The sequence below is a fragment of the Candidatus Zixiibacteriota bacterium genome, from assembly GCA_020853795.1.
GTDB lineage: Bacteria > Zixibacteria > MSB-5A5 > CAIYYT01 > CAIYYT01 > JADJGC01.
In genome coordinates, this window is the sequence record JADYYF010000080.1 from 1 (window position 1) to 18,921 (window position 18,921).

At 57.5% G+C, this 18,921-nt stretch carries 22 protein-coding genes; 2 read left to right on the top strand and 20 right to left on the bottom strand.

The annotated features are described in order from the left end of the window. Positions 1–1,148, top strand: a 1,148-nt coding sequence (locus tag IT585_06245) for a hypothetical protein (GenBank protein MCC6962834.1), incomplete at its 5' end; no start/stop codon positions are given. A gap of 81 nt (positions 1,149–1,229) precedes the next feature. Further along, positions 1,230–1,910: a metal-dependent hydrolase gene (locus IT585_06250; GenBank protein ID MCC6962835.1), complete on the top strand. Its 681-nt coding sequence runs from the start codon at positions 1,230–1,232 to the stop codon at positions 1,908–1,910. Positions 1,911–1,919: 9 nt separating this feature from the next. Here IT585_06250 and cydB read toward each other — a convergent pair whose 3' ends face one another. The 20 genes from cydB to IT585_06350 all read right to left on the bottom strand — a co-directional run bounded on the left by cydB (position 1,920) and on the right by IT585_06350 (position 18,729). Then, positions 1,920–2,945: a cytochrome d ubiquinol oxidase subunit II gene (gene cydB / locus IT585_06255; GenBank protein ID MCC6962836.1), complete on the bottom strand. Its 1,026-nt coding sequence runs from the start codon at positions 2,943–2,945 to the stop codon at positions 1,920–1,922. Beyond that, positions 2,945–4,291, bottom strand: a complete 1,347-nt coding sequence (locus IT585_06260) for a cytochrome ubiquinol oxidase subunit I (GenBank protein MCC6962837.1) — start codon at positions 4,289–4,291, stop codon at positions 2,945–2,947. The genes cydB and IT585_06260 overlap by 1 nt, the downstream gene beginning before the upstream one ends. Before the next feature lie 100 nt (positions 4,292–4,391). Further along, positions 4,392–4,895 (bottom strand): hypothetical protein, encoded by a 504-nt coding sequence (locus IT585_06265; protein ID MCC6962838.1) that lies wholly within the window; start codon positions 4,893–4,895, stop codon positions 4,392–4,394. Continuing rightward, positions 4,892–5,563, bottom strand: a complete 672-nt coding sequence (gene ybgF / locus IT585_06270; protein MCC6962839.1) for a tol-pal system protein YbgF — start codon at positions 5,561–5,563, stop codon at positions 4,892–4,894. Before ybgF ends, IT585_06265 begins: the two co-directional genes overlap by 4 nt. Positions 5,564–5,698: 135 nt before the next feature. Continuing rightward, complete coding sequence (gene pal / locus IT585_06275; GenBank protein MCC6962840.1) at positions 5,699–6,205, bottom strand: peptidoglycan-associated lipoprotein Pal; 507 nt, start codon at positions 6,203–6,205, stop codon at positions 5,699–5,701. Between the two features lie 157 nt (positions 6,206–6,362). Next, complete coding sequence (tolB, locus tag IT585_06280; protein MCC6962841.1) at positions 6,363–7,700, bottom strand: Tol-Pal system beta propeller repeat protein TolB; 1,338 nt, start codon at positions 7,698–7,700, stop codon at positions 6,363–6,365. A gap of 6 nt (positions 7,701–7,706) precedes the next feature. Continuing rightward, entirely contained in the window at positions 7,707–8,462 is a 756-nt protein-coding gene (locus IT585_06285; protein MCC6962842.1) for a cell envelope integrity protein TolA, read from the bottom strand. Positions 8,463–8,495: 33 nt separating this feature from the next. Further along, positions 8,496–8,927 carry a biopolymer transporter ExbD gene (locus tag IT585_06290; GenBank protein MCC6962843.1) on the bottom strand — a complete coding sequence of 144 codons (432 nt, stop codon included), beginning with the start codon at positions 8,925–8,927 and terminating at the stop codon, positions 8,496–8,498. After that, positions 8,927–9,640, bottom strand: coding sequence for a MotA/TolQ/ExbB proton channel family protein (locus IT585_06295; GenBank protein MCC6962844.1), 714 nt, complete (start codon positions 9,638–9,640; stop codon positions 8,927–8,929). Before IT585_06295 ends, IT585_06290 begins: the two co-directional genes overlap by 1 nt. A 161-nt stretch (positions 9,641–9,801) precedes the next feature. Then, the gene (locus IT585_06300) at positions 9,802–11,076 is read right to left on the bottom strand and encodes an ABC transporter ATP-binding protein (GenBank protein ID MCC6962845.1); all 1,275 of its coding nucleotides are present in this window, start codon (positions 11,074–11,076) and stop codon (positions 9,802–9,804) included. Between the two features lie 195 nt (positions 11,077–11,271). Then, positions 11,272–12,708 (bottom strand): aminomethyl-transferring glycine dehydrogenase subunit GcvPB, encoded by a 1,437-nt coding sequence (gcvPB, locus tag IT585_06305; GenBank protein MCC6962846.1) that lies wholly within the window; start codon positions 12,706–12,708, stop codon positions 11,272–11,274. A 24-nt stretch (positions 12,709–12,732) separates the two neighbouring features. Then, entirely contained in the window at positions 12,733–13,392 is a 660-nt protein-coding gene (locus tag IT585_06310) for a tetratricopeptide repeat protein (protein MCC6962847.1), read from the bottom strand. Between the two features lie 15 nt (positions 13,393–13,407). Beyond that, the gene (locus tag IT585_06315; protein MCC6962848.1) at positions 13,408–13,572 is read right to left on the bottom strand and encodes a hypothetical protein; all 165 of its coding nucleotides are present in this window, start codon (positions 13,570–13,572) and stop codon (positions 13,408–13,410) included. A 3-nt stretch (positions 13,573–13,575) separates the two neighbouring features. Further along, entirely contained in the window at positions 13,576–14,001 is a 426-nt protein-coding gene (locus IT585_06320; GenBank protein ID MCC6962849.1) for a DUF2007 domain-containing protein, read from the bottom strand. A gap of 45 nt (positions 14,002–14,046) precedes the next feature. Further along, positions 14,047–14,415 carry a hypothetical protein gene (locus tag IT585_06325; GenBank protein MCC6962850.1) on the bottom strand — a complete coding sequence of 123 codons (369 nt, stop codon included), beginning with the start codon at positions 14,413–14,415 and terminating at the stop codon, positions 14,047–14,049. Then, positions 14,393–15,754, bottom strand: a complete 1,362-nt coding sequence (gcvPA, locus tag IT585_06330; GenBank protein ID MCC6962851.1) for an aminomethyl-transferring glycine dehydrogenase subunit GcvPA — start codon at positions 15,752–15,754, stop codon at positions 14,393–14,395. The genes IT585_06325 and gcvPA overlap by 23 nt, the downstream gene beginning before the upstream one ends. A gap of 3 nt (positions 15,755–15,757) precedes the next feature. Then, positions 15,758–16,138 carry a glycine cleavage system protein GcvH gene (gene gcvH, locus IT585_06335; protein MCC6962852.1) on the bottom strand — a complete coding sequence of 127 codons (381 nt, stop codon included), beginning with the start codon at positions 16,136–16,138 and terminating at the stop codon, positions 15,758–15,760. 12 nt (positions 16,139–16,150) lie between these two features. Continuing rightward, positions 16,151–17,530 (bottom strand): acetyl-CoA carboxylase biotin carboxylase subunit, encoded by a 1,380-nt coding sequence (gene accC / locus IT585_06340; GenBank protein ID MCC6962853.1) that lies wholly within the window; start codon positions 17,528–17,530, stop codon positions 16,151–16,153. Between the two features lie 221 nt (positions 17,531–17,751). Further along, the gene (locus tag IT585_06345) at positions 17,752–18,243 is read right to left on the bottom strand and encodes a VOC family protein (GenBank protein MCC6962854.1); all 492 of its coding nucleotides are present in this window, start codon (positions 18,241–18,243) and stop codon (positions 17,752–17,754) included. A gap of 15 nt (positions 18,244–18,258) precedes the next feature. After that, on the bottom strand, positions 18,259–18,729 hold the full coding sequence (locus tag IT585_06350) for a glutathione peroxidase (protein MCC6962855.1): 471 nt from the start codon (positions 18,727–18,729) through the stop codon (positions 18,259–18,261). Positions 18,730–18,921: the final 192 nt, after the last annotated feature.

Genomic DNA, 18,921 nt, shown 5'->3' on the forward strand with positions numbered 1-18,921 from the left:
ACGAGCAGCAGACTCTGGATCTCTACGTCGGCGGTCAAGGCGGATCATTTCCCGAACGTGTTGAGAGGAGAGGTGATCGCACGGATCGGTTGTACGGTGTCGGCGGAGAAGTGCAGTTTGTGCTGGCGCCGTCCCATTGGTTGGAGCTGACTCCGCAGTACCAAAGCGGCCGCGATCACAGGATTCTGATAGAACAGAGCACCAATTACGACGAAACCACGGAGAGAGAAAGACAAGATTTGAACTCCGAGCGAGACTATCAGCTCATTCTTGAGCACACATGGATTTCCCGCAACAACCGAATTCACGTCGGCCGCCTCTTGGATGACCATCAAGACTATTACGGACATCGACTGGATCCCGGCACGATCTCAGTGCGAAGCTCCGCACAACTCAACCTCCGACGCGCGGAAAATTCTGTGACGATCTATCCGGGCACTCCGTACCAGACTCGCGACAGTTTCCGCGAACGAACCAACCTTCTCGGACTCGCCTCCGAGCTTACCTACTATTCACCGCTGGGAATCGACGTGAACCTCAGTCTCGGTTTGTCACGTCGGAGCAGTGGGTCGAGCCGGACATCCACGATCGATATTTACAGCCACAATCAGTCTTATTACTATAATGTTAGCTTTGCTTACTTCTCCTACCGCTGGGATTCAGCCAAACGCCGCAACATCGGCTGGGATCAGATCGAGGACATCGACTACCTGCTTGGGCCGTTGCTGCAACCACTCGATTGGAAAGCCTCCTTCAGCCTCACTCCTCCCGCCAGCCGTTGGTGGGCAAATCTGCCCGAAGAGAATATCTTCAATTTCTTCAAGGGTGAGTCAGATGACCGCTGGCAGGGAACCCTCGCCGGCGCCATCGGGCTCGGTGTCGGCATGGAGATCGGCTTGGACGTCAGGTACGATCAGTCGCTGAACCGGTACTACTCGGTTTCTGGATGGGTCTGGACTACCTCGTCCCAAACTGATGTCTGGACAGTTGCCCCCGGTGTCAAGTGGCAACCCGGAAGGCGATTCCGCACTGACCTGACAGTCACTGAGACATTCAACGAGACAAAGTCGTGGTACAGGTCGGGTTATTCTCACCAAGACTACCAGCACACCTGGCAACTCCTCATCAATTACACCATCCTGATCTGAGCCGGGTGCAGTTGACAGAACGGCGATGATTGCGTAGACTATCGCAAGAAGCAATCTCACAAATCGCTGAAGAGGTGAAGCATGGTCAAGCTCCGCTTTCACGGACATTCCTGCTGGGAAATCTCCGATAACGGCCACGATCTGATCATCGACCCGTTCCTTGCGGGCAACCCGGTCGCCACGGTCAAGCCGGATCAGATCAAGGCGCAATGGGTGCTGGTGTCACACGGCCACGGCGACCACTGGGGCGATACGCCCGCAATCGCCAAGAAGAACGGCGCGACCGTGATCGCGAATTTCGAGTTGACCCAATACGCCGCCAAGCTCGGCCTTAAGATTCACCCCCTTCACATCGGCGGCTCGGCGAAGTTCCCGTTCGGTTGGGTCAAGCTAACGATCGCCCACCACGGCTCGACTCTCAAGGAAGCCGACGACTATGGCGGCAATCCAGCGGGGATTCTCATCAACATCGGCAGCAAGACGATCTACCACGCCGGCGACACCGGTTTGTTCCTCGACATGAAACTGATCGGGGAGATGAACACACTTGACCTGGCACTGCTGCCGATCGGCGACAACTTCACGATGGGGCCGGTTGACGCCGCCAAAGCAGTGGAATTTCTGCATCCCCGGAAGGTCGTGCCGATGCACTACAACACCTTCGACATGATCAAGCAGGATCCGAACGAATTCGCTAAACTGGTGCGCGCTCAGGGAGTCGATTGCGCCATCGTCAACCCCGGCGAAACGATCGAAATTTAGTGGCTGTCCTTAGTAGCTGCTCGAGTCGAGCTTGACTTTGCCGCGGAATATCCAGTAGATGCTAATTGTGTAAGCCAGCACCAGCGGCACACCCAGCGCCGCAATGATCAGCATAATCGACAGCGTTTTCTCCGACGATGCCGCGTTATAGATCGTCAGACTGAATTCTGAAACCGGGCTGGAGAATATCAAATTCGGGTACATGCCGATTCCAAAGAGGGCGAGCAGAAACACAATCGCCGCACTTGAGGACAGAAACGCCCGCCAGTCGCGGCCATGGTAGATTTCGCGCGGGATATTGGCAATCGCCAGCATGTTCAACAGCGGTACGAAGAACCACACCGGGTGGCTCTTGATGAATTCCGCCATGTGCGGCACGTACAACAGCGTCACCATCGTCGTCGCCGCGTAACAAATGATGAAAAAGATGATCGAGTTGTTGACCCAGCCGCGCACCTTGTCGTGCAACGCTCCCTCGGTCTTCATCACAACATAGATCGCGCCGTGCATCATGAATAGTGCCACCGTCGTGATCCCGACGAGAATCGCATAGGAGTTGAACAACCCGAGGAACGTCCCAGCGTACTCGTGCCGCACATCCAGCGGCACTCCGATCGCAATATTTCCCAGCGCAATCCCGATTACCAGACCGGCCAGCAAGCTGCCGGCGCTGAACGAGACATCCCACATTCGCCGCCACCACAGCATCGGCTGCTTCGACCGAAACTCGATTGCCACCGCCCGGAAGATCAAGCAGAAGAGCAGCAGCATCAGCGCCAGGTAGAACCCGGAGAACGCAGTAGCGTACACCTCCGGAAATGCCGCGAACAGCGCGCCGCCCGCCGTCACCAGCCACACTTCGTTCCCGTCCCAGACCGGCCCGATCGAATTGAGGAAAATGCGCCGTTCCTCGTCGGTCTTGGTGAGCAGATGCAGCGCCCCGACGCCGAGATCGAACCCGTCGAGAATCGCATAGCCGGTAAAAAGCACGCCGATCAGCACGAACCAGATCGTTTGCAGGTCGAGACCAAACATCAGGCGCGCCTCCGAATCGTCAGATCATCCTCGAGCGGACCGTGTTGAATCTTCTCGTTGAGCAGGTAGATGAACAAAACGAAGAGCAATAGATAGATCAGCCCGAACATGATCAGGGAAGTGATCACTTCGCCGGGTGTCACCGTCTTGGAAAGGGCATCCTCGGTGCGCAGCAGGTTGTAAACAATGTACGGCTGCCGCCCGACCTCGGCGGAAATCCAGCCCAGTTGATTCGCCGCCTGTGGACCCAGCACTGAGAATACAAATACCCAGAGCAACCACCGCAAGTCAAACAACCGTTTGCGCCACCAGAGCAGTAGTCCGCCCCACGACAGTGCAATTAGCCCGAAGCCGATGGCGACCATCGCATGATAAGTCTGAAATACGACATTCACCGGCGGTCGATCCTCCGGCGCAAACGACCGTAGCCCGGTGACCGGCGCGCTCGCATCGCCGTAGATCATCCAACTCAGCAATCCCGGAATGGCGACCCCGAACTTGACACGCTCCTCGCGCTCGCTCACCCAACCGAACAGGTACAGCGGTGCCGGTGCGCTCTCCTCATAATGCCCCTCAAAAGCTGCCAACTTTGCCGGTTGATTCTTGGCGACGCCGACGGCGCTCTCGTGTCCCGAGACCAACTGCAGAATCGAAGCGGCCGCCGCGACCACGAGGGCGATCTTCAGCGACACCTTCGCGAATTCGGCGTGCCGTTTGCGCAACAGGTAGAAGGCCGCCACGCTCAGGACAAAGAACGCGCCCGCCTGCCAGGCGCCCATGTAGACGTGCCAGACGCGATCGACGCTCGACGGGTTGAACACCATCGCCCAGAAATCGACGATCTCCGCGCGTGCATTCAGCCCCTCGCCGACGATATGGTGACCCGCCGGTGTCTGTTGCCACGAATTGGCCACGACGATCCAAATGGCGCTGAAATGCGCGCCGAGACAGACCATGATGGTCGAAAGGAAGTGCACCAGCGGACTCACGCGATTCCAGCCGAACAGCAAGATCGCCAGGAATCCGGACTCAAGAAAGAACGCGAAGATTCCTTCTGCGGCCAGCGCGCTGCCAAAGACGTCGCCGACGTAACGCGAATAAGTCGACCAGTTGGTGCCGAACTGAAATTCCATCACGATGCCGGTCGCGACACCGAGGGCGAAGATCAACCCGAAGATCCGTACCCAATAACGGGTCATTTGCTGATACAGCGGATTCTTGGTCTTGAGATACATCCCTTCCATGATCACCAGGATCAGTCCAAGCCCGATCGAAAGCGGCGGGAAGAGATAATGGAAGCCGATCGTGAAGGCAAACTGCAGGCGCGAAAGAGTCAGCAGATCCATACTTCAGAATCTACGCAAACACGGCGGTGAACTTGAGAAAAAAATCACAAGTAGCCGTGGGGTATCAAACAACGACAGCGCGGATGTCACAAGGCGCGCGTCAAACCGCCTTAATCGAGCGCCGCCATTCGCCCTCTTTTTGAAAATTGATGTCGTCAATGATCCCGAGCAGCCAAATTCCAGCCAACTGCGACGCTTCATTTAGTTCCACGATCAGCGAGGTCGCCGGCGAGACAAACTGCGCAACGCGCTCCCGCGAGAATTTGATATTGACCAACGAGCGCTTGGCATCGGTGAGGTAGTCGATTTCGGCCAACCCGCGGCCATTGCCGTTGGTCTGGAGGGCGATGTTCAGGCGCTCCAGTTCCTCCGGCGGATGAATCGCCGTTTCGATCCGCCATTCGCGTCGCGGTTTCCAGATGTCGATATTAAGCAATCGCCCGTCGCGCGTCAGATCGAAGGAACAGTCATCGCCTTCCAGGCTGTGTTTGAAGCTGCCCCTTTGCTTGATGCCGGCCGATAGGGTGTCACCGATCGTATCGTAGAAAGCGCGGCAAGGATACGGACGCGACAAGGGTTTTGTCACGACCGCGATCGCGCTCATTCCATTTCCTTGAGGCGGTCCTGCGCCTGGCGCGCTTCGAAGGAATCGGGATAGTCTTTGATCAGGCGATTGAAGATCGGCCGGGCGCGCGCAACGTTGCCGGTCTCCTGGTAACAGCGTCCGAGCTTGAAAATCGACTCGGTCAACTTGTCGCTTTGTGGGTAGGTCTTTTCAACCTTCTCGAATTCCGGGATCGCGCGGGCATACTCCTTCTTGGCATAGTAGCATTCCGCCAGCCAATACTGCGCGTCGTCCGCCTGTGGGCTGTCGGGGAATTGCTTGAGAAACTCGTTGAACTGCAGAATCGCCAGGTCAAATCGCCCTTCCCGCATGTCCTTGGTTGCATTTTCATAGACGCTGCTGGGATTCACTTGCGGCATGTCGGACTCATCGGTTGCCTTGGCCGTGTCGGTCGCCGCAGTCGTCGCGTTCGGTCTTACCGGGGTCTGAACATAGCTGCCCGGGCGATTGGCCATCTGGCTCTCGATATCCGTCAATCGGCCGTCGATCGTGTTCATCTTGTCCATCATGTCGGCCAGCGCCACCTTGAGATCGGCCTGATACGCTACGTTCTTCTCGACGGTGAGGCGAAAGAGGGAATCAAGATCGCGGATGCGGTCCTGCATTTGCAGGGTCGAGCGTTCCAGAAATTCCAGCTGTGTCTTCATGGTGACAATCTCGCTGCGGGAAGCGCAGCCGACCTGCAGGAGGGCTACCGCAGCTAAGAGTATGATTCCGTAAGGCCGCATAAGTGCTCCCAATAATGCTGAAGGGCGGTTGTAACCGCCCTCTTCAGCGTTGTCCTATTGCTCCACGAACTCCGCTCTTCGATTCTTGGCCCAGGCGTCCTCGCTCGAACCGAGAACCGCCGGACGCTCCTTGCCGTAGCTGATAATCGACATGCGGTCGCGGGGAATGCCTAGGCTGGCCAGGTATTCCATCGCCGAACGGGCGCGCCGCTCGCCGAGCGCCAGATTGTATTCGACCGTGCCGCGCTCGTCACAATGGCCCTCGATCAGGACCTTCGCCTGCGGATTGGCTTTCATCCTTTCGAAATTCTGACGCAGTCCGTTCTTCGCGTCGTCGCGAAGATTGTACTTGTCGAAATCGAAATAGATGGTGACGTAGTTGAGCACCTGATCGCCGCTGACCGGCGGCGTGCTCGGAGTCTCGCCCTCACCTGTGCCGGGTTTGGTGCCGGTATCGGTGACCGGCGGCGGAGTCTGATCTTCCATCTTCGGCTTCTGGCCGCAGCCGACCGCCAACAGCGCAATCATCAGGATCGAGAGCAGGATCAGTGCTTTTCTCATCTCTTTCCTCCTTGATATCTCAAAGTCTTTATCTCACAACGCATAATCTTATCGTTCGCGCGAAGACACACTTCGCATCCCGTCGATCTCCGCTTCTGTAATAATAAGCCCGTTGCCGGTTGTCAACCTAAACCGGAACAAAATCAGCGCTTTCCACCTAATCTACGAGCGGCTGCCAGGCAGGATTTGACGACTTACCGTCCCGCGTAATCTGCCGGATCTTCTTGCTGTAACGATCCATGATATAGATGTCGCTCGCCTGCCGCGCGTACTTCGTGTACACCAAATGCAGCCCATCCGGCGACCAATGCGGGTTCTCATTGGAGCCCGTCTGGTCCAGCCGCTGCATATCGCGTCCCGTCACATCAATTGTACACACCTGAAATTTCCCGTCTTCACCGCGCGACACAAAAGCAATCACGTCACCGGTCGGGGAAAAGCGAGGAGAGTCGTTGTATTTGCCGTCGTAGGTCAGCCGGGTGACGCCGAAACCCTCCGAATCCATGATGTAAATCTGCGGTTGTCCGGAACGGTCGGACGCAAAAGCGATCTCGCGCCCGGTCGGCGACCAGGAACCCGATACCTCGATCGACGGTAAAGAGGTCAGTCTTCGTTTGATTTTCCCCTTCCGATCCAGGACGTACAGCTCGGAATTCCCGTCTTTCGAGAGCGTGATGACGATCTCCTTGTTGTCCGGTGAGATCTCGGCCGCATTGTTCGAGCCGGGATACGCCGAAATCGGATGGGTTTTACCGGTGCGAATATCGCGCTCCCAAACCTCCATCTTGCCGGTCCGGTAGGTTGTAAACAGCAGCTTGTCTTCTTTTCGATCCCAGGCCGGAGACAAGTTTAGGGTTCGATCATCACTGATCTTGATCGCGTTGGCGCCGTCGTAGTCGCAAAGATAAAGTTCCTTGTTGCCGGACGCTGATGACACAAAGGCGATCCGGCTCGTAAAGAAGCCCTTCTCCGCCGTGATGTGTTCCACCGCGGCGTCAGCGATCATGTGCGCAACGCGGCGATAGTTGACGCGTGTGGTCTTCAACTTCTCCGACGTCAATTCCTGAATCCGCGGTGTCAGTTCGCTGATCTTGTACAGCACCTTGACATCCGCACCCTCCAACTCAACCTCGCCCTCGACCAGATAATCCGCCCCCATCCGCTGCCAGATTTCCGGAGTGATCTCCTTGATCTCCCAGACATCGAGGTAGAACTGGCTCTTGGGGATTGTGTCAAAGAAGATGTGGAAGTCGAGGTCGTCGGTAACGACCCGCTGAATCGCACGTGCCAGCGAGTCGACCTCCAGCGAAAGCTGCCCGGCAACTTTGAAGTCGGCGATCGCAATCTTCAGCGGTTTCCAGGTGCCGCCGGTCAAGGACGCGCGTAAATCCAATCCGCCCTGTCCGGCAGCCACGTTGACGATGACGAAGACGATTCCGACACACAGCGTCAGCAGTCGTCGCGAATATTCCAAACGATGTACTTTCCTTCTCATCACTGATTACTTTCCTGGTACATACTGAAAGTCAAGGTGGAGTCCAATGTAGGCATAATTGAAACTCGATGGAAACGCCGGAAACTGCCCGGCGCGCAGTATCGCCAGCACCGCCGCCTGATCAAACGTGCTGTAACCGGAGGATTTTTCCACGACCGGCTCGCCGATCACACGACCGCTACGGTCGATCTGAAAATAGACGGTACAGGTAATTGGCTTTGGCGAAGTCACCGGATTACGCCAGTTGCGCTCGATGATATTCAACACCAGCCCCAAATTATAAGGCAAATTGGACGATCCCGGGCCGACACCGGTTCCCGATCCGCCCACGGTGGAGGCGACCTCCAAACCGCCTTTACCGTCCTCCTTCACGGTCTGCTCCGATTTTGCCACATCCTGCGCAGTTGACTCAGCTTCAGATTCCTCGGCGCGCGTCTCTTCTTTGGACTTCTCGACCGCCTTCGGTGGTTTTTCTTTCGGCTTCTCGGCGATGATCTTTTCCTTCTTACCCTCCGATTTCAGCTTCGGTTTCTCCGTAATCGTCTCATCTTCCATTCGCTCTGCCGGTTTTGGCGGGGCAATCGACTTGGGTCCTGCATCCGGTTTTCCCGGAGGCGGACCGCCGGGAAAGAAATCGGTCGGTTTGACTACCATGATTTCCATCTTCGGTTTGAACATCCCCATCGCCGGATTGATCACCAGAATCAACCCCGTCAGGATCAGGTGGCCGAGCACCGACAGGATGAGATCTTTCTTCCTCATATGCGACGGTCATGCGCACGGTCATCCCGTGCGCTACTTCTTGCCGATCTTGAAGCCGTTTTCCGGCAGTTTGGTAACGAGGCCGACTTCTTTGATGCCGGCCGCCTTGATAAAGCCCATCACTTGGATAACGTTTCCGTGCGTGATCGACTTATCGGCGCGCAGAAACACCATCTTGTCCGGCTCCGCGTCGTGGGCTTCCTTGATCCGCGTCTCAAATTGCGACGGCTCAACTACACGGTCATCAATGTAGTATACGCCGCGTGGGTCGATCGTGACGACTATGCCCTCGGAAGGCGTTGTATCGGCGACCTTGGTCTGCGGCAGTTCGACGTTGATTCCTGATTGCATCAGCGGCGCGCTGATCATGAACACGATCAGGATCACCAGCACGACGTCCACCAGGTTGGCGACATTGATATCGTGCATGGTGCCATACGACCGCGGGCGACGCTTGTGCGCCATCAGATCTGCTCCTTGGTTACCGCCGCCAGGAATTCGAGCGAGAAGTTGTTCAGGTCGTCGGCAAAAAACTTCAGCTTGGTGTTGGCCCAGTTGTAGGCCATCACCGACGGAATCGCCACCGCCAACCCGACGATCGTGGCAATCAGCGCCTCGGCAATACCCGGTGCCACAACCACCAGCGACGCCGACCCCTGCTGGCCGATGTTCATAAACGCGTTCATAATACCGTAGCAGGTGCCGAGCAGCCCAATGAAGGGCGCGGAATTGGCCGCCGTCGCCAGATACGAGACCTGCCGCTCGAGATGCTTGATCTGCTCGTTTGCTTCCTTCTCCAGTATGCGGTCAATCGCTTCCATCTCATCCGGTTCCAGCTTGATCATCTGCCCCGGCGTGCGGGCGCCACCATGCTTGGCCGACATCAGTGATTCCCACTCGCGAAACCCCTCCTCAAACACCCGCGCCAGCGGCGTCGACTTGTAGATCAGGCACTTGCCATGCGCTTCCTTCAGACTCGCGCGCCGGCGGAATGTATGAAAAAAACGGCGGCTGTCCGCTTCCGCCGCCCGATAAACCTTCCACTTGTTGATGATCACTCCCCAAGTGATGAAGCTCATGATCAGGAGCACGATCAAGATCACCCAGGCAAACAATGACATGTGGGAGAGGAGGCCGAGAAGACCGCCTGACACCAAGACTACATTAGCTATCGCCAAAGGACTCTCCGTTCCCAAATAGTGCGCATCCAGCCGCGTGCTTATAGGTATACATCACAACCGGCCGGTTATTTCCTCCAACAATGTAGAAACTTGAGCGGCGGCGGCAAACGGTTTTAGGACATTGGGAGGCAAGGGGATAGGTGGAATGAGCGTGCGACTCAAGGGGTCTTGTTGTCGAGTCGAATTACGCAATCAGCGACCGACCGGACAAAGTCGTCGGCATGGCTCATCACGATCACCGTCTTGCCGGAGTCGCGAAGATCCCGAAGCAGGGTGCGCATCGCTGCGATTCCGTCCCAGTCCAGCCCGGCGGTAATCTCGTCAAAAATCACCACCGGCCGCTCCAGTGCCAGAATCGCAGCGATTGCCACCCGTCGTTGTTCCCCGGCTGACAACATCAGCGGATGCCGGTGGCGGTCTATCGTGTCATCCAGCCCGACCCGGCGAAGAGCTGCTGTTACGTTTGCTTCAATTTCCGCCTCAGCTAAGCCCAGGTTGCGCGCCCCGTAGGCGATCTCCTCGTGGACTGAGTCGGCAAAGAGGTTCTCCTCAGGGAATTGAAACACCACCGACACTTGCTTGCTTAGGCTGCCCGCTTCACGACCACCCAACTGGGGCAGCTCGATACAGCCGGCCTGTGGCTTCAGCCGTCCGGCCAGAAGCAGCGCCAGCGTCGTCTTGCCGCTGCCGGACTCGCCGTGAATAGCAGTGATCTGCCCGGCAAAGAATTCTAACGACAGATCGGTGAATAGCAATGGTTGCCGCTCGTAGCCAAAGCGCACTTCTCGTAGCCGCATCGCCGGCGTCGCCTGGGCGGGAGTGTGCTGCCTCTGATAATCGTTGCCAAGCAGAGCATTCTCGATCTCGGAGTAGAAGTCTGTGTTGCGGAATTCAGCGACAGGACCGTCAAAAACCCTCGTGCCCGCGTGCAGGAAGACCACCCGGTGATATTGCGCGAGTTCGCTTAGATATTGCGTTGCGCCCAACAGGCAAAGGTCAGTCTCGGCCGCGAGTGTCTCAGACAACAACCGTCGACCGGCGGCATCCAGATACGATGTCGGCTCGTCCAGCAACAGAATCCGCGGGCGGTTGATCAAAGTTCCGGCCAACGCCAATCGCTGTTTTTCCCCTGCTGACAGCGTGGCCGGGTGGCGCTGCAACAGCTTCGTCAGACCGAAGCGCCCCGCCATCGCGCTGACGCGTTCGTGCATGTCCGTACGTGCCATCCCTTGATTCTCCAGCGCAAACGCCAAGTCCTGCTCTACCGTCGCCGCTACAATCTGAAGATCGGGATTCTGGAAGATGAACCCGATGGTTGCCGGCGCGTCAGGTTCTGCTTCGCGTCGGATCGCACCTTCATTCGGCGCCAGGATCCCCGCCGCTAGGCGCAGCAAAGTTGATTTGCCCGAACCATTGCGACCGAGCAGGCACACGCGCTCCCCGGCCCGGATTCTGAAAGATATTGCACGAAGACCTTCCGCCCCCGACGGGAAGCGATAACTAACTTTATCGAAAGTGAGCATAAGACCGTTCAAAGAATAAATCGTCGGATCGGCGCGACAAAAAGAAAAGGTGCGGAAGTGTGATTTTCCGCACCTGCGATTCCAGAGAATCAGGTAACCGGAGTCTCAAACGGGAAAGTTAATGTTCAGTTCCTTCGCCGCCAGTACCTCGTCGAGCCGCGAAACCGGCGTCGTGTGCGGCGCATTCTTGACCAGGTCGGGATTCGTCTCAATTTCTTCGGCGATCCTCAGAAGGCAGTCGGCGAAGTAATCGAGCGACTCCCGGCTCTCCGTCTCGGTTGGCTCGATCATCAGCGCTTCGCTGACGATCAGCGGAAAGTAAGTGGTCGGCGCGTGCACGCCGTAATCCAGCAGCCGCTTGGCGATGTCGGTGACCTTCACGCCCAGTTTTTTCTGGTGGTCTCCCGAGAGCACAAATTCGTGCTGGCAAACGTGGTCGTACGGCAGCTTGAACTTGCCGCGCAGTCGCGACAACAAGTAGTTGGCGTTGATAATCGCGGACTCCGATACATGGCGCAAACCGTCCCGGCCATTCATGAGAATATAGGCATACGCGCGTACCATCGAGCCGAAATTGCCGTAGAAGGAGTGCAGTCGACCGATTGACAGCGGCCGATCATAATCGAAGTAGTACTGCTTTTCGTCGCGGCACACCACCGGAATTGGCAGGAACGGCGCCAATTTGTCCTTGACGCCAATCGCGCCACCACCCGGGCCGCCGCCGCCGTGTGGCGTCGAGAATGTCTTGTGCAGGTTGATATGGAGCATGTCAAAGCCCATGTCACCGGGGCGGACAATACCCATCAGCGCATTCAGGTTCGCGCCGTCCATGTAGAGCAAGGCGCCTTTGCCGTGAACCAGTTCCGAAATCCTCAAGATCTCGCGCTCGAACAATCCCAGCGTATTCGGATTCGTCAACATTACCAGCGCGACATCCTGGTCTAACGCCGCTTCCAGCGCCTGCGGATCAAGAATCCCCTGATCGCCCGACTTAATTTCGGTCGGCTTCCAGCCCGACATCATCACCGACGCCGGATTCGTCCCGTGCGCCGAGTCGGGCAACAACACCTTGAACCGATTCTCGCCGCGATGCCGGAAATAGGCCTTCGCCAGCTGGATGCCGGTGAACTCGCCCTGGGCGCCCGAAGTCGGCTGCAGGGACACTTCGTTCATACCGGCAATCTCCGCCAGCATCCTCCCGAGATTGTACATCAACTCCAGTGCGCCCTGCGCGGTCCGCGCCGGCTGAAACGGATGCAATTGCGTCCACCCGTAGTTTGCCACAGCCTTTTCATTGACCTTCGGATTGTACTTCATCGTGCAACTGCCAAGCGGGTAAATCGCCTTGTCGATATGGTGGTTGAGATTCGACAAGCGGATGTAGTGGCGTACCACCTGATTCTCGGCCAACTCGGGCAACGCGGCGTCGGTCGCGCGCAGATTGTTCTTGCCGAGCGTCTGCGCCAGATCCAGTTCCGGCACGTCGCTCTTCGGCAGCGTGTAACCCTTCTGGCCCGGGCGCGAAAGTTCGAAGATGGTCATGCCTTCGTTGTATGTCATACTTTCCTACTTCTTCTTGGCCATTGCCGCCATTTGCTCGGCAATCCAGTCCTTCTCTTCGGTGTCGGGATACTTCTTCAGGAAATAGTTGTATTCTTTCTTGGCGTTCTTGAAATCCCCGGCCTTCTGATAGCTGTAGGCAATCATCAACTCGGCATCGACATTCAGTTCCGCCTCGGGAAATTGTGCGATCTGCTGCCGCCATAACGCGACTGCGCCGGGGTAGTCCTTCAATTTGTAGCGCATGTGGCCGAGATTGAATGCCGCCTCCGCTGCCTTGCCGCTCGCCCGCGCCGAGTCATTCGCCATCACCTGAGCGAAGAAAACTGCCGCCTGATCGTAATTGCCGCGATAGCGGTATTTCTGTCCGACCTCGAACTGCAACTCCCCGTTTCGCGGGTCAGCCGCCAGCTTGTCGAGGTAGTCTTCGAGCGTGCCGATTCCGGTCAGCGCATTGATGATCCCGGTCACGAAATCCTCCGGCGGGTAATAACCGATCAGCCGGTCGATCTCGATGCCATTGGGCTTCAGAATCAGCGTTGTCGGATAGCTCCGGACACCGTAACGCGCAGCCGTGATCGTGTCGACCTCAGCGTTGATTTTGGCGATCGCAAAGTTGTTCAGAAACTTCTGAACGTAGGCATCCGGCAGAGTTGAGTCTGCCATCACCTTGCACCACTTTCACCAGTCGGTGAAAAACTTGATGACGACCGTTTTCTGACTCTGCTGGGCCTGCGCCATCAACGTGTCGAAATCGGTCGCGAAGCTCAGATTTCCGATCTGCACCGCGGCACCGGCCGGCGCGCTCAACAGGGCAACCAGCATTAGAGCAAGCAGGATTCGCATCGACTACCTCTCGTCCTCATCTTCATCGTAAAAATCTTCGCGCTCGTCCTCGTCAGCTTCCTCATCCTCTTCGTCGAAGTTGCTGAGGCCTTCGCCCTCCAGCGCGTCCAGCAGTTCCTTGGCGCGGTCGTAGTCGTCGGCGCTGACGTAGATCTCGGCGGCGCCGGGCGCGTCGTAAGCGACATGCGTAATCGCGCCGCGGACCGGATCGCTGGAACTCAGGCGCTTGGTGTAGTAAGGAATCTCCTCTTCCTCCAGGGCGCCGACCAGGAACTGGGCCTGCAGGTAATTGTCGGTCTTCAGCAGCAGCACCGAGTCGCTTTCGTCGAGTTCGGCTTGCTCCTCGCTGGTCGGCTCCGGCTTCTTCGCCTTGCGGGATTCGCGTTCCTTAGTCTCGTCGTCTTTCTTCTTGCGTCTTGGTTGTGGCATATCTAACCCTCGAATCGTGGAGAGTAAGAAACAAGCATACGGTAACTATACGATATCTTCGTCGAGATCGCCGATGATCGATTCAGCGATTTCCTTGGCAACGTCCAAATCATCTTCGCCGACGTAAAACTCGCCGTCGACGTTCTGGCCGCGATACAGTGATTTTACACTGCGGGCAGAGTTCTCGACCGGACGGAATTCAAACGTGATCCCGGCGTCGCGCAAAGCATCGGTCAATTCCTCGCTAATCTCCGGGCTGGGCGAACGGTAGAGCAGAAACAGCTCAGCTTCGTCGGCGTCGACCGACTCTTCCAGGTCTTCGTCTTCCGTCATCTCGATCAGGTGCTCACCGCATTCGGGGCAGACCGAGACATTGCCTTTGTATTCTGTCTCACAGTTTGGGCAGAACGGCATCTTTCACTAATACCTCTTTCAACGCCTGGCGGTACAGTTCCATTTCCTCGCGCGTGCGGGTTTCGGTCGCGCAAACGATTAACAAGTCCTCCGGCCACAAGAACCGGGCCGTCGGCACTCCTGCAAAGATCTTGTGTGGTACCAGTCGATCAAATACATCGCGTGCCGGCTCCGGCAACCGGAGCGGGAATTCCATAAAGAACGGCCGGTTGTAGGCCAGCTTCACGCCGGCCACCGAACCGAGCGCCTCCTTCAGGTAGTGCGCCTTATTGACGCAGAGCCGGGCGACTTCTTTCAGACCTTCTTTGCCCAAGGTCGCCATGTGAATCGTCCCTGCCAATGCGCACAACGCCTGGTTGGTGCAAATATTCGAGGTTGCCTTATCGCGCCGAATGTGTTGCTCGCGCGTCTGCAACGTCAAGCAGTAGCCCCGCTTGCCGTTGCGATCCTTGGTCATCGCCGCCAGCCGTCCCGGCATCTGGCGCAAGAACTGCTTTTTCGTCGCAAAGAACCCGAAATACGGACCGCCGAACATCAGACTGTTACCGAACGCCTGCCCCTCCCCGACCGCGATGTCGGCGTCATATTCAACCGGCGCCTTCAAGTAAGCCAGCGCTACGGGGTTGGTTACCGCAATCAGCAGCGCGCCCGCGCCCTTGACGATCTGCGGGATCGCGTCCGTCGGCTCGATCAAGCCGTAGAAATTCGGATTCTGCAGGACGAAACACGCCGCGTCGGTGATCTTGGCCTTGAGATCATCGATGTCGACATTGCCATTATCATGGTCGACTTTTACGATCTCATAATCGTTGCCGCCGAGATAAACGCGCACCACGTCGAGGTAGTGCGGATGCACCAGCGACGACACCACAATCTTGCGCCGCTTGGTGGCATTCAGCGCCAGTAAGACCGCCTCGGCCGTGGCCGATCCGCCGTCGTACATCGAGGCGTTGGCCGCCTCCATGCCTGTCAGCCGGCAGATCAGCGACTGGAATTCGTAAATGACCTGCAGCGTGCCCTGCGCAACTTCTGCCTGGTAGGGTGTGTAAGCAGTCTTGAACTCCGAGCGATCGACCAAATGCCCGACAATCGCGGGAATGTAGTGGTCATAAGCGCCGCAGCCCATGAAGTTGACGTATTCCGGGCCGTAGTGATTTTTCGCAGCCAGGCCGTCGAGGATCTTCAGCGTCTCGAACTCCGACAACGCCGGTGGCAGGTTGAGACTCTCTTTCAGCCGGACCGACTCCGGGACACCCTTGAGCAGGTCGTCAAATCGGCTGACTCCGATCGCGCGCAGCAACTCCTGCCGTTCTTGATCGGAATGCGGAACGTATGGCATATTCTATCCCTCGAGCAGCTTGCGATATGTCGCGGCGTCCAGAAGTGCGTTGATCTCGGCTTGCGGGAAGTTCTCGACCTTGATCATCCAGCCGGCGCCGTATGGATCTTTGTTAATAACGGACGAATCGGCCTCCAGGTTCTTGTTAATCTCCTTAACGGTACCGGAAACCGGCGCAAACAGCTCGCTGACCGCCTTGACGGCTTCGATCGTACCGAACGCCTGCATCTGGTTCAATTTCGTACCCACCTGCGGCAATTCGACAAAGACAATGTCTCCGAGCTCTCCCTGGGCGTAGTCGGTAATGCCGATCGTAGCGACATTCCCCTCCACCTTAATCCACTCATGCTCCTTCGTGTACCTCATGCCCTCGGGGATATTCATAGCTCCTCCAGCCTATACAACCTTGTTTTTGTCCTGCCCCGCGTCTTTAGTGCGCCTAAAATAATCTTCGACAAAGGACGTGTCAAACAGTCCCGACTGAAACACGGGATCGGCGATGATTTTCTTCTGGAACTCGATCGTCGTACTGATCCCCTCGACCACGAATTCGTCCAGTGCCCGCAGCATCTTGCGCAAGCCGTCGGCGCGCGTTTTGTCGTGCACGATCAGCTTGGCGATCATCGAGTCGTAGTGCGGCGGTACATGGTACTTGGCATAGGCGTGCGTATCGACCCTCACGCCATGGCCGCCGGGGACGTGGAACGAAGTAATCTGCCCCGGCGACGGCGCAAAGTTCTTCTCCGGATTCTCGGCATTGATCCGGCACTCGATGGCGTAACCGGAGAACTTCACATCCTCTTGCCGGTACGAGAGCTTCTCGCCGCCGGATATCTTGAGTTGCTCGACGATGATGTCGATATCGGTGACTTCTTCCGTCACTGGGTGCTCAACCTGCACCCGGGTATTCATTTCCATGAAGTAGTAATTGCCGGAGCCGTCCACGAGGAACTCGATCGTGCCGGCGTTCTGGTAGCCGGCGAATTTGGCGCCCTCGACCGCTGACCGCCCCATCTTCTCGCGCAACTCCGGTGTCATGATCGGCGATGGCGACTCTTCGATCAGCTTTTGATGGCGCCGCTGCACCGAGCAGTCGCGTTCGCCAAGATGGATCACGTTGCCGTGCATGTCGGCCAGAATCTGAAACTCGACGTGCCGCGGGCGGTCGACAAAGCGCTCGACGTAGATTTCGGGATTGTTAAACGCCGCCTGCGCCTCCATCTGGGCCGTCCGGAATGCGCCTTCCAGTTCGGATGCCTGCCGCACCAGCCGCATCCCGCGCCCGCCGCCCCCGGCGGCTGCTTTCAAAATCACCGGGAAACCGATCTCTTCGATCACCTTCTTCGCTGCGTCGACATCCGCCACGCCGCCTTCAGAGCCCGGCACCACCGGCACGCCAGCGCGCCGCATTGTCCGCTTGGCCTCGACTTTGTCGCCCATTAGCCGAATCACCTCCGGCGCCGGACCGATAAAGGTAATCCCGCACTCCTTGCAGATCTGGGCAAAATCTGCTTTCTCGCTCAGAAAGCCGTATCCGGGATGGATCGCCACCGCACCCGTAATCTCGGCCGCGGCGATGATGCGCTTTGGATCAAGATAACTTTCGGCGGACTTGGCCGGCCCGATACAGACGGCCTCGTCGGCAAAACGCACATGCAACGAATCGGCGTCCGCCTCGGAATAAACGGCCACCGTCGGCACCCCCAACTCGCGGCAGGCACGGATGATGCGCAGGGCGATCTCGCCGCGATTGGCAATCAGGATTTTCTTAAACAATCAGGCTCCCGGAGTGACTTCGAACCCCCGTGGCTCGAAGGCTAAGCAGCGGCATACATATAGGATTTGCCCGCGCCGCGCAAGCGTATTTGCAGCATTTTTGCCCGTCGCAGACCGGGCCATTATCGGCCTTCAACTCGCTTGTCTGAAGGCTCTTGAAACAGCGGCTGAGCCCCTCGAATGCGCCCGACGCCGCCGCGCCCGCAATGCCAACTTGCCCGTTACTTGCGGCTAAGCTCCGCGAGCAATCCCTGCAAGTCGAGCGGGCGGGTGTACATCTCCAAATTGCCGCGGTTGTCCTGCGGCCACTGCTCGTGAGGGCGGTCGAAGTAAAGTTCGATGCCGTTGCCGTCCGGGTCATTCAAATACACCGCTTCGCTCACGCCGTGATCGGCGGCGCCGCCAATCGGCCAATCATGCTCAATCAGGCCTTGGACGACCTCAGCCAGTGCCCGCCGCGAAGGCAGCAAAATCGCAAAGTGATACAACCCCGTCGTTCCCCGTGGCGGCAGGGTGCCGCCGGCGCTCTCCCACGTGTTCAAGCCGATATGGTGGTGATATCCCCCCGCCGACAGAAATGCCGCCTGTCGCCCCAGCCGCGTCGTCTCGGTGAATCCCAAAACATCGCGGTAAAACGCCACCGCGCGCTCGAGATCGGATACCTTCAGATGCACGTGCCCGATCCGCGTGCCCGGATCGATCGTCTGCCTCATTGGCGCATCGCTCCCTTACGACTTGGCCTTGGCGCCCTTCAGTAGTTCCTCGATCTTGCCGGTGATCTCGGTGCTCATCGGTTCCACCTTCGAAGGCCAGCGCGCGATCACATTGCCCGATTGGTCGAGCAGAAACTTATTGAAATTCCACTGGATTTCCCCGGGCAGCGGCGATTTCTGCGTCAGGTAAGCATACAGCGGATGAATATCATCGCCGCGTACCGAGATCTTGGCCATCATCGGGAAATTGACGCCATAGTTGCCTGTGCAAAACATCTTGATCTCCTCGTTCGTTCCCGGCTCCTGCCCGCCGAAGTTATTGGCCGGAAATCCGATCACGACCACTCCCCGGTCTTTGTACTTCTTGTAGAGTTCTTCCAAACCCTTGTATTGCGGCGTAAAACCACACTTGCTGGCGACATTGACCACCAGCACCACCTTCCCCTTGAAGGCGTTCAGGTTGGTCTTGGCGCCGTCAATGGTCATGAATTCGATCGTCCGATAATCACTGCCCGTTGCGTTCACCTTTTCCTCCGTCTTGTTCACCGCTGTGGTCGTCTGGGTCGCGTCGCCGGCGAACGTTGCCGTGCTCAGCGCGATAACCGCTGCAATTGTCATGACCCTGAACATGCGTATTCCTTTCACCTCAAAACATCCGAAGCCGCCCGGTCCATCCGC

Bases quoted from the DNA above. Each gene is read 5' to 3' on its own strand.
- IT585_06350 (MCC6962855.1), bottom strand. From the start codon at position 18,729: ATGACCATTGACGGCGCCAAGACCAACCTGAACGCCTTCAAGGGGAAG.
- cydB (MCC6962836.1), bottom strand. From the start codon at position 2,945: ATGTTTGGTCTCGACCTGCAAACGATCTGGTTCGTGCTGATCGGCGTG.
- gcvPB (MCC6962846.1), bottom strand. From the start codon at position 12,708: ATGACCATCTTCGAACTTTCGCGCCCGGGCCAGAAGGGTTACACGCTG.
- IT585_06325 (MCC6962850.1), bottom strand. From the start codon at position 14,415: ATGCCGTTCTGCCCAAACTGTGAGACAGAATACAAAGGCAATGTCTCG.
- IT585_06310 (MCC6962847.1), bottom strand. From the start codon at position 13,392: ATGGCAGACTCAACTCTGCCGGATGCCTACGTTCAGAAGTTTCTGAAC.
- IT585_06265 (MCC6962838.1), bottom strand. From the start codon at position 4,895: ATGAGCGCGATCGCGGTCGTGACAAAACCCTTGTCGCGTCCGTATCCT.
- IT585_06320 (MCC6962849.1), bottom strand. From the start codon at position 14,001: ATGCCACAACCAAGACGCAAGAAGAAAGACGACGAGACTAAGGAACGC.
- IT585_06290 (MCC6962843.1), bottom strand. From the start codon at position 8,927: ATGGCGCACAAGCGTCGCCCGCGGTCGTATGGCACCATGCACGATATC.
- IT585_06315 (MCC6962848.1), bottom strand. From the start codon at position 13,572: ATGCGAATCCTGCTTGCTCTAATGCTGGTTGCCCTGTTGAGCGCGCCG.
- IT585_06250 (MCC6962835.1), top strand. From the start codon at position 1,230: ATGGTCAAGCTCCGCTTTCACGGACATTCCTGCTGGGAAATCTCCGAT.
- IT585_06285 (MCC6962842.1), bottom strand. From the start codon at position 8,462: ATGAGGAAGAAAGATCTCATCCTGTCGGTGCTCGGCCACCTGATCCTG.
- IT585_06345 (MCC6962854.1), bottom strand. From the start codon at position 18,243: ATGAGGCAGACGATCGATCCGGGCACGCGGATCGGGCACGTGCATCTG.
- tolB (MCC6962841.1), bottom strand. From the start codon at position 7,700: ATGAGAAGGAAAGTACATCGTTTGGAATATTCGCGACGACTGCTGACG.
- pal (MCC6962840.1), bottom strand. From the start codon at position 6,205: ATGAGAAAAGCACTGATCCTGCTCTCGATCCTGATGATTGCGCTGTTG.
- gcvH (MCC6962852.1), bottom strand. From the start codon at position 16,138: ATGAATATCCCCGAGGGCATGAGGTACACGAAGGAGCATGAGTGGATT.
- gcvPA (MCC6962851.1), bottom strand. From the start codon at position 15,754: ATGCCATACGTTCCGCATTCCGATCAAGAACGGCAGGAGTTGCTGCGC.
- IT585_06260 (MCC6962837.1), bottom strand. From the start codon at position 4,291: ATGGATCTGCTGACTCTTTCGCGCCTGCAGTTTGCCTTCACGATCGGC.
- ybgF (MCC6962839.1), bottom strand. From the start codon at position 5,563: ATGAAGACACAGCTGGAATTTCTGGAACGCTCGACCCTGCAAATGCAG.